This window comes from bacterium (genome assembly GCA_030655055.1).
Taxonomy (GTDB): Bacteria; Edwardsbacteria; AC1; order AC1; family EtOH8; genus UBA5202.
Window position 1 is genome coordinate 1 of record JAURWH010000222.1, and the last position, 7,791, is coordinate 7,791.

The window sequence follows — 7,791 nt, forward strand, 5'->3', positions numbered from 1 at the left end:
GATCTCCGGCGCAATTCTCTTGATCAAACCCTTAAGCACCCGGCCCGGGCCGCATTCCACCATGGTACTTACGCCCAACGAGGCCATCTTCTTGACCGACTCCTCCCAGCGCACCGGCTTTTTTACCTGTTCTATCAAAAGCTCCTTGATGGTGGCCGGGCTGTGCACCGGTTCGGCCGAGACATTGGCGATCACCGGGCAGGCCGGTTCCTTGAAGGAGACCTGGTTCAAAGCCCTTCTCATGCCGTACTGGGCGATGTCCATCAGCTCCGAGTGGAAGGCGCCGGAGACCTCCAGCTGCACCGCCCGCTTGGCCCCTTTGGCCTTGGCCAGCTCCATGGCCTTCTCCACCGCCTTGACCTCGCCCGAGATCACAGTCTGCTCGGAGGAATTGAAGTTGGCGGCTTCCACGATGCCCGCTTCCCGGGCCTGGTGGCAGATCTGCTCCACATCCCTGGGATCCAGCCCCAGGATGGCCGCCATGGTGCCGGGCTGGATGTCGCCGGAGATGGCCATCAGCGAGCCGCGGATGCGCACCAGGCGCACGGCGTCCTCAAAGGCAATGGCCCCGGCCGCCACCAGGGCGGAATATTCGCCCAGGCTGTGCCCGGCGGTATAGTCGAACTTGATGCCCTCCTTCTGCAGCAGGCGGAAGGCGGCGATGGAATGTATAAGGATAGCCGGCTGGGCGTTGTGGGTCATCCGCAGCTCGCCGGGCGTGCTCTCAAAGCAGATCTTGGTGATGTCGAATTTCAGGGCCTCGTTGGCCTTTTCGTAGGTTTCCCTGGCCAGCGGGTGATTGTCGAACAGGTCCTTGCCCATGCCCACGTACTGGGCGCCCTGGCCGGGAAAGATGAAAGCGATCTTGGACATTTTTACCTCTTGTTTTTTGGAAATGGAACACGGGTTTTCTAATGTTTACGCTTAAAACAAATATACTTTGATTCCATCATTTGCCCAGCATAGTTGCCCCTCAATAACCAAAAGCCCTTTTCTGCCTTTGCCGCTGCTGGTGGCACCCCGCCTAGGCGGTGGCGTTTTTTGCCTTCTGATTTTGTTTTCTGCCTTCAGCAGTTACCAGCGTATCAGCACCGCCCCCCAGGTCAGGCCGGCCCCGAAGGCCACCAGCATTATCAGGTCGCCTTTCTTGATCTTTCCGTTCCGCACCGCCTCGTCCAATGCGATGGGAATGGAAGCCGCCGAAGTATTGCCGTATTTCTGGATGTTGATGTATATCTTCTCGTTCCCGGCCCCCAGCCGCTCGGCAATGGCTTCTATGATCCGGATGTTGGCCTGGTGCGGGATCAGCAGATTCAATTGTTCCTTGGAAACCCCTGCGCTGGCCAAAGCCTTGGTCGAGGCGTCCAGCATGTTCCGGACGGCATGGGGAAACACCTTGTTACCCGCCATCTTCACAAAATGCATCTTCTCGTCCACCGTCTTATGGCTGGCCGGGTTCAGGCTGCCGCCGCCCGGCTGGAAGATCAGGTCGCCCAGGTTGCCATCGGCGCCCAGATAGGTGGACAGTATCCCCCGGTCATCTTCCACCTCGCCCAGCACCGCCGCCCCGGCCCCGTCCCCGAACAGCACGCAGGTGCCGCGGTCGGTCCAGTCGGTGATCTTGGTCAGCTCCTCCGCCCCTATCACCAGCACCTTGCGCCTGGGGTCGGCCACAATCAGCGAGCGGGCCAGCTCCAGGCCGTAGATGAACCCGGTGCAGCCGGCGGAAATATCGAAGGCCGCGGCGTTCTTGGCCCCCAGCGCCGCCTGAACCAGACAGGCGGTGGAGGGAAACATCATGTCCGGAGTGACCGTCCCGATCAGGATGAAATCCAGTTCCTCCGGTTTAACCCCGGAAGCTTCCAGCGCCTTTTTGGCGGCTTCCAACGACAGCTTGGAGGTCGGGGTCTTCTCGTCGGAGACATGGCGTTCTTTGATTCCGCTGCGCTGGGTTATCCACTCATCGGTGGTCTCGACCATCTTCTCCAGGTCGGCGTTGGTCAGTATCTTTTCGGGAACGTACGAACCTGTTCCCAAAATGGCTATCCGTTTCATTTTTCTAATTCCTCCGTGTTTAGGGATTCCAGCTGCTCCTGAATATGGCCGTTCACCCGGTGGGTAACGCAGCGGGTGGCGACCAATATGGCATTCTTGATGGCTTTGGCGCTGGAACGTCCGTGGCAGATGATGCAGACTCCGTTGACACCCAAAAGCGGAGCCCCGCCATATTCCTCGTAATCAAGGTCTTGGGCAAATCTTTTTAAGGCTGGCTTCAGCAACAAAGCACCCAACTTGGCCAGGATACTGGTGTGAATGTACCGCTTGATGGAGCCATAGAACATCCTTACCACGCTCTCGGCGAACTTAAGGATGATGTTGCCGATGAACCCGTCACAGACCACCACGTCGGCCGTGCCCCGCAGGATGTCCTTGCCTTCGATGTTGCCTATGAAGTTAAGTTTGCTGGCCGACAGCAGTTCGTGGGCCTTTAAGATGTTCTCGCTTCCCTTGGATTTTTCCTCGCCCACCGACAACAGCCCCACCTTGGGATTGTTGCGTTCAAAGACATATTGGGCATAGGAAGAACCCATAAAGGCGAACTGAAGAAGATGGTGGGGTTTGCAGTCCATGTTGGCCCCCACGTCTATCATGATGCAGCCGCCGTGCTCGGTGGGCATGAAACTGGCTATGGCCGGACGGGCCACCCCCTTCAGCCTTCCCAATTCAAACAGCGAAGCCGCCATCACCGCCCCGGTGTTGCCGGTGGAGATGAAGGCCTGGGCCTTCTTGTCCTTTTGCAGCCTTAACCCCACCAGGATGGAGGAATCACGCTTGCGGCGCAGGGCATCGGTCGGGGACTCGTGCATCTCCACGGCCTGGGAAGCGTGCACCACCTCCACCCCGTACTTTTTCAGGTCTTCCTCTTCATACTTGTCTTCACCCACCCCCTGGGCCAATTCGGTCTTAATGGCCACCTCGTCGCCCACCAGTATCACCTTGTAGCGCCCCTTGGCTAATTTGGCGGCCTGGATGGCTCCCTCTATGATGGGAGACGGACCGTGATCTCCGCCCATGGCATCGACCACCACCGTCACTACTTCAGTTCCGGTCGGGATCTGGGCCATGGCTGCTCCGCTGGTAAGATCAGAGCTTTTGGAGTTCTTTTTTTTGATGGGTTTAGGCGGCATTTTTATTGAAGTAACAGTTTAGAATACTACTTATACTTGTTTGATGGCAACGATTTCCCGACCGCCATAATATCCGCAATTGGGACAGGCCCGGTGCGGTAAGCGGGGCTGATGGCAATGGGAACAATTGACCAAATTGGGTTGCACTAACTTCCAATTGGCACGGCGTTTGTTGGTGCGGGAATTTGAGTGTCTTCTCTTGGGGACTGGCATGGTATATCTCCTTAATTAAAAAATAAATTGCAGTTTTTTATCTAACGTTTCCGGGAGCTGTCCAGTATCTCCAGCACCAGCTGGTCGTATTCCATTCCCTCGGCCTTGGCCTCGGCCGGCATATCCGAAAGGTCGGTCATGCCGGGATTGGTATTGACCTCCAGCACGTAGACTGTTCCCGACCGGTCCACAATGGCGTCCACCCGGGACCAGCCGTGGCAGCCCAGGGCCTGGTGTGCCTGCAGGGTCACCTGCTGTACCTTGGCGTATATGCTGCCCGGCAGGCGGGCCGGTACGTGGAACTCGGTCAGGCCGCCGGTATATTTGGCCTGATAGTCGTAGAATTCATTCTTGGGCACCAATTCCAGCACCGGCAAAGCCCTGGCTTTGGCGCCGCAGCCTAAAATGCCCACTGTGACGTTCATCCCCTGGATGAAGCGCTCGGCCATCACCTGGCCGTAATTTTTGTGGATCTGGATGAATGACTTTACCGCCTGTTCCTGGTTCTTGGCTATGGAAACACCCAGGGAAGAGCCTTCATCCACCGGCTTGATCACCAGCGGCAGTTCCAGGTCATCCACCGCTTCATGGGCCGCCGTTTTGGGGTCCTGCAGCGGTCCGGCCCAGCAGTATTCCGGGGTGGGTATCCCCTGTTCGGTGAATATCTTCTTGGAAAAGACCTTGTTCATGGCCAGGGCCGAAGCCAGCACCCCTGATCCGGTGTAGGGAATGTCCATCATCTCCAGCAGGCCCTGGACCGTGCCATCCTCGCCGTACCGGCCGTGCAGGATCACAAAGGCGGCGTCGATCTTCTTGCTTCTCAGCTCCGTTCCCAGGTCCAGCCCGGCGTCGATGCCCACTGCCAGCAAGCCCTGGCGTTTAAGGGCTTCCAGCACGTTCCGGCCGGAACGCAGCGAAACCTCGCGCTCCCCCGACCTTCCGCCCATCAGCACCGCGATCTTCTTGCCGGTAAAATGTTTGATGATCTGCCGGTTATTCAAACTATGCCCTGTCCGATGTGATTTGTGGTTCAGCGTTTCAGCAGCTTGACCATGCGGCGTACTGCCTTGGGAAGTCCCGCCAGCACTGCTTCGGCGATTATCGAGTGCCCGATGTTCAACTCCGTGATCTGGGGGATATTCACCACCGGCCTTACATTCAAATAATTCAACCCGTGCCCGGCGTGGACCTCCATCCCCAATTCAGAGGCCAGCCTGGCTGCCTTGGCCAGCCGGTCCAGCTGAAATGCCGTTTTACGGTTGTTCCCCGGAGCTGCCTCCCAGGCCAGGGAATAGGCATTGGTATTCAATTCCACCGCGTGAGCCCCCAGTTTTAAAGCCGTTCTGATCTGCATTTCATCCGGCTCGATGAACAGGGTTGACCGGATGCCGGCCTGGTTCAGCTCTTTGACCGCCAGCGCCACCCGTCCCCGGGCTTTCACCAGGTCCAGGCCTCCCTCGGTGGTTATTTCATCGGGGTTTTCCGGGACCAGGCAGACGGCGTCCGGTTTTATCTTTGCGGCCATGGCCATCATCGGTCCGGTGGCCGCCATCTCTATGTTAAGATGGGTCTTGACAGTTTTGGAAAGCACTAATACGTCCCGGTCCTGAATATGTCTCCGGTCCGACCGCAAATGAACGGTGATCCCGTCGGCCCCGGCCTTTTCGGCCAGCCCGGCAGCGGCCACCGGGTCAGGCTGGCAGGCCTGCCTGACCTGCCTTAAGGTGGCCACATGGTCTATGTTGACGCCCAGGCGTACTTTTTTTAGTTTCAATGGCTTCCTATGGCCCGGACCGGCCGGGGCCTATAATTAAGCTTGACTTTAAGAATTATGCCTTTACCCGGGGCAACAATAAACCACGGACAGTAGCCTTGCAGATTTTTACTGCATCCGCTTAGACCGTGGTTTAAAATATTTTATCCCGCCCGGTTATTTGACGATGATGGCCGCCGGTATTACCACACAATAGCCCAGCACCAGCATTACCGGAGCCAGATTCATGGTCAGCCAGCCGTCCACGCCGCCCTTAAAAGGATGCACAAAAGGGAATCCCCCGCCGAAAACCGGGCTGGTCAGGAACAAAAACCCCAAGATTATCAGAACCAGACCGGTTCCGAACAGAATATAGTTCTTGCGGTTAAATCCCAGCGGAGTTTCCGGCACCACCACTGTTTTTTCCGGGGCGGCCTTGATCTTGTTTTTAAATTCTTTTTTAGACATATTGTTTCCTTTTATATAGACTTTAAGTATACTATTTTAAGGTCCGTTTGTCAAGATAAAACCGCACCTTGGCTTGGGTTAGTGTCAAAGGCTTTGGGCTTTGCCGATGACATAGAGATGATGAGCCTGCTGGGTTTTAAACCAATCCGGAAGGTTGTTTTCGACCCACCCGAAGATATTCAACAGCAGTCCTGGTTTTTGATCGGCCGCTGCCATTTTCCATTCCCATTTTTTCCCGAAAATAGCCGTAATTTTCCCAATATCGCTGCCCAACGGCATATCCCAGGTATCCCAGGAAGGCGGAACATCCACCGCCCCTTTTTCCAGCACCTTCAGCCCGGCCTGGTTAAAGGCATCAACTATGCCCTTATGCCCCATCATGGCGAAATTGCCGTGATCCCACTCCATCCCTTTTATCCGGTGGTAAACCCGGTGCAGCCAGGTGCCGTGATTTTTATAGTTCAAGGTTACCATCAATACTATTTTGCCGGAGACCCTGGATGTCTCCTTTAAGTAGGCGCCCGGATCGTTCAGTCTTTCCAGCATGCAAAAACTCCAGACCAGGTCGTATTCCCCTTTTTGGATTGGCAGGCTGGTCAGACTGTTTTTCAGGAATTTTGCCAAGTCCAAGAGCCCTCGTTTCTCCCAGGTTTTTTGGGCTTGCTGCAACAGCAGCTCCGAGGGGTTGGCCAGTAATACCGGTCTTTGAACCATTGCCGCCAACGGCAGGCTGTTGGCCCCCGGCACTCCGGTCACTCCGTCGGCCGGGGATTCCAGTACACTGGTCAATTGATATTTTTTAGCCAGCTGTTTTAGAAGCTCCGCCATCATCTGCCGTTCGAACCTGGTGCCGAACCCTTCATCCTCGTTTTCCGGATCGCATCCGGCCAGGTTTCGTTCCACCAGCGCCAGGATGCGCTGGTCATCGTTCAAATAATTTTGTTGGTTGATTTCGATCGCTTTTTTCCCGGACAGCGTATGTTTTACGAATATCAGCAGTATCAAGGCATTGAGGGGAATATAGCACAACCACCAGATGAACATGGCCGTGATGTTTTTAACTATTTTCAGCATAAAAGTAATTTTAATTTTAAGTTCAAAATAACAGGTCTCGGAGCACTCTCATAGAAGTCCTGAGATCCAGCATCATATTGGTATAGGCTGCGTTGGCCAGGGGGCAGGAGCAGGCCCGGTCTTTGATCGATCTGCGGACGGCATCCGCCTGGGGGGAACGCCACAATTTTTTGAAATCATGATCAAAATCATTGAGTGACCCCATCTCATCCCCTTTGATACAGCAGGCCCACACTTTTCCGTCCGGCATGATCTGGACCGAGGCGGTTCCGGCATAGCACTTAAGTCCCGGAGACCCCGTCAGGATATTGTATACATACCGGTAGTAATGTTTTCTGAAGGCCTGCACCAGCCCGGCCGCCCCCCTTTTCCTGTTTTCAGCCATTTCGGAGATCAGAACATCGGCCGCGCTTTTATATTGCTCCGGGGTTGGGGTAATGGAAATGTTTTGGTTTTTCAGCTCCACTCTTTCCTCGGCGATCTCGGCCACCAGTGAATCGGCAGGCAGGGACAATAATGTTTTCCGGTCATAAGCAAAACTGTCCGTGTTTTGTGATGAGAGCACGGTCCCGATGCCTACGGTCAGATTCGGCAGATTTGCCTCTTTCAGCAATTTTACGGCCTCTACCGCCCTGGCATATGCGCCGGCGCTGCCCCGGATCAGATCCTGCTTTGGTCCCACCGAATCGATCGAGACATTTACTATGAACCGGATCCCTTTATGCTCTTGCCCCAGCCTTTTCACCACTTCATGAATTCGGTCAGGCAGGCTGCCATTGGTGGGAATGTTCACGATCTTGGGACGGCAGGTCCGGCAGAACAGGTCTACGATGGTTTCAAGGTCATCCCTTAAGAACGGCTCTCCGCCGGAAAATGTCACCCAGTAGGGAGAACGGCCCAGTGATCTGAAAATCTTCGTATAATCTTCAACGGTAAGTTCCGGGACCGGCTCTTCCCAGATGCGGCAGGTGGCGCAGCGGTAATTGCAGCGGGAGGTCAGGCTGATCGTATAGTTGAAGGGCAATACTTTTGGCCGGCCGGTGGCCCGGAAAAGCCGGTAAAGTATCTGGGCCGTGAACAAGTTCATCAGCGGCC

9 protein-coding genes are annotated in these 7,791 nt (G+C 55.5%); all 9 read right to left on the bottom strand.

The annotated features are described in order from the left end of the window. On the bottom strand, positions 1-873 hold an 873-nt coding region (gene fabD, locus Q7U71_10355), incomplete at its 3' end, for an ACP S-malonyltransferase (GenBank protein ID MDO9392159.1). 201 nt (positions 874-1,074) lie between these two features. Then, complete coding sequence (locus tag Q7U71_10360) at positions 1,075-2,055, bottom strand: beta-ketoacyl-ACP synthase III (protein MDO9392160.1); 981 nt, start codon at positions 2,053-2,055, stop codon at positions 1,075-1,077. After that, a complete protein-coding gene (plsX, locus tag Q7U71_10365; protein MDO9392161.1) occupies positions 2,052-3,188 on the bottom strand; it encodes a phosphate acyltransferase PlsX in 1,137 nt (378 codons plus the stop codon). Before plsX ends, Q7U71_10360 begins: the two co-directional genes overlap by 4 nt. Positions 3,189-3,218: 30 nt before the next feature. Further along, positions 3,219-3,401, bottom strand: a complete 183-nt coding sequence (gene rpmF, locus Q7U71_10370) for a 50S ribosomal protein L32 (GenBank protein ID MDO9392162.1) — start codon at positions 3,399-3,401, stop codon at positions 3,219-3,221. A 41-nt stretch (positions 3,402-3,442) separates the two neighbouring features. Then, positions 3,443-4,402, bottom strand: a complete 960-nt coding sequence (locus tag Q7U71_10375; GenBank protein MDO9392163.1) for a D-alanine--D-alanine ligase — start codon at positions 4,400-4,402, stop codon at positions 3,443-3,445. Between the two features lie 29 nt (positions 4,403-4,431). Beyond that, positions 4,432-5,175, bottom strand: coding sequence for a pyridoxine 5'-phosphate synthase (locus Q7U71_10380; GenBank protein ID MDO9392164.1), 744 nt, complete (start codon positions 5,173-5,175; stop codon positions 4,432-4,434). A 156-nt stretch (positions 5,176-5,331) separates the two neighbouring features. Then, positions 5,332-5,622 (bottom strand): DUF3098 domain-containing protein, encoded by a 291-nt coding sequence (locus tag Q7U71_10385; protein ID MDO9392165.1) that lies wholly within the window; start codon positions 5,620-5,622, stop codon positions 5,332-5,334. Positions 5,623-5,706: 84 nt separating this feature from the next. After that, the gene (locus Q7U71_10390; GenBank protein ID MDO9392166.1) at positions 5,707-6,696 is read right to left on the bottom strand and encodes a methyltransferase domain-containing protein; all 990 of its coding nucleotides are present in this window, start codon (positions 6,694-6,696) and stop codon (positions 5,707-5,709) included. Between the two features lie 22 nt (positions 6,697-6,718). After that, on the bottom strand, positions 6,719-7,791 hold a 1,073-nt coding region (locus Q7U71_10395), incomplete at its 5' end, for a radical SAM protein (GenBank protein ID MDO9392167.1).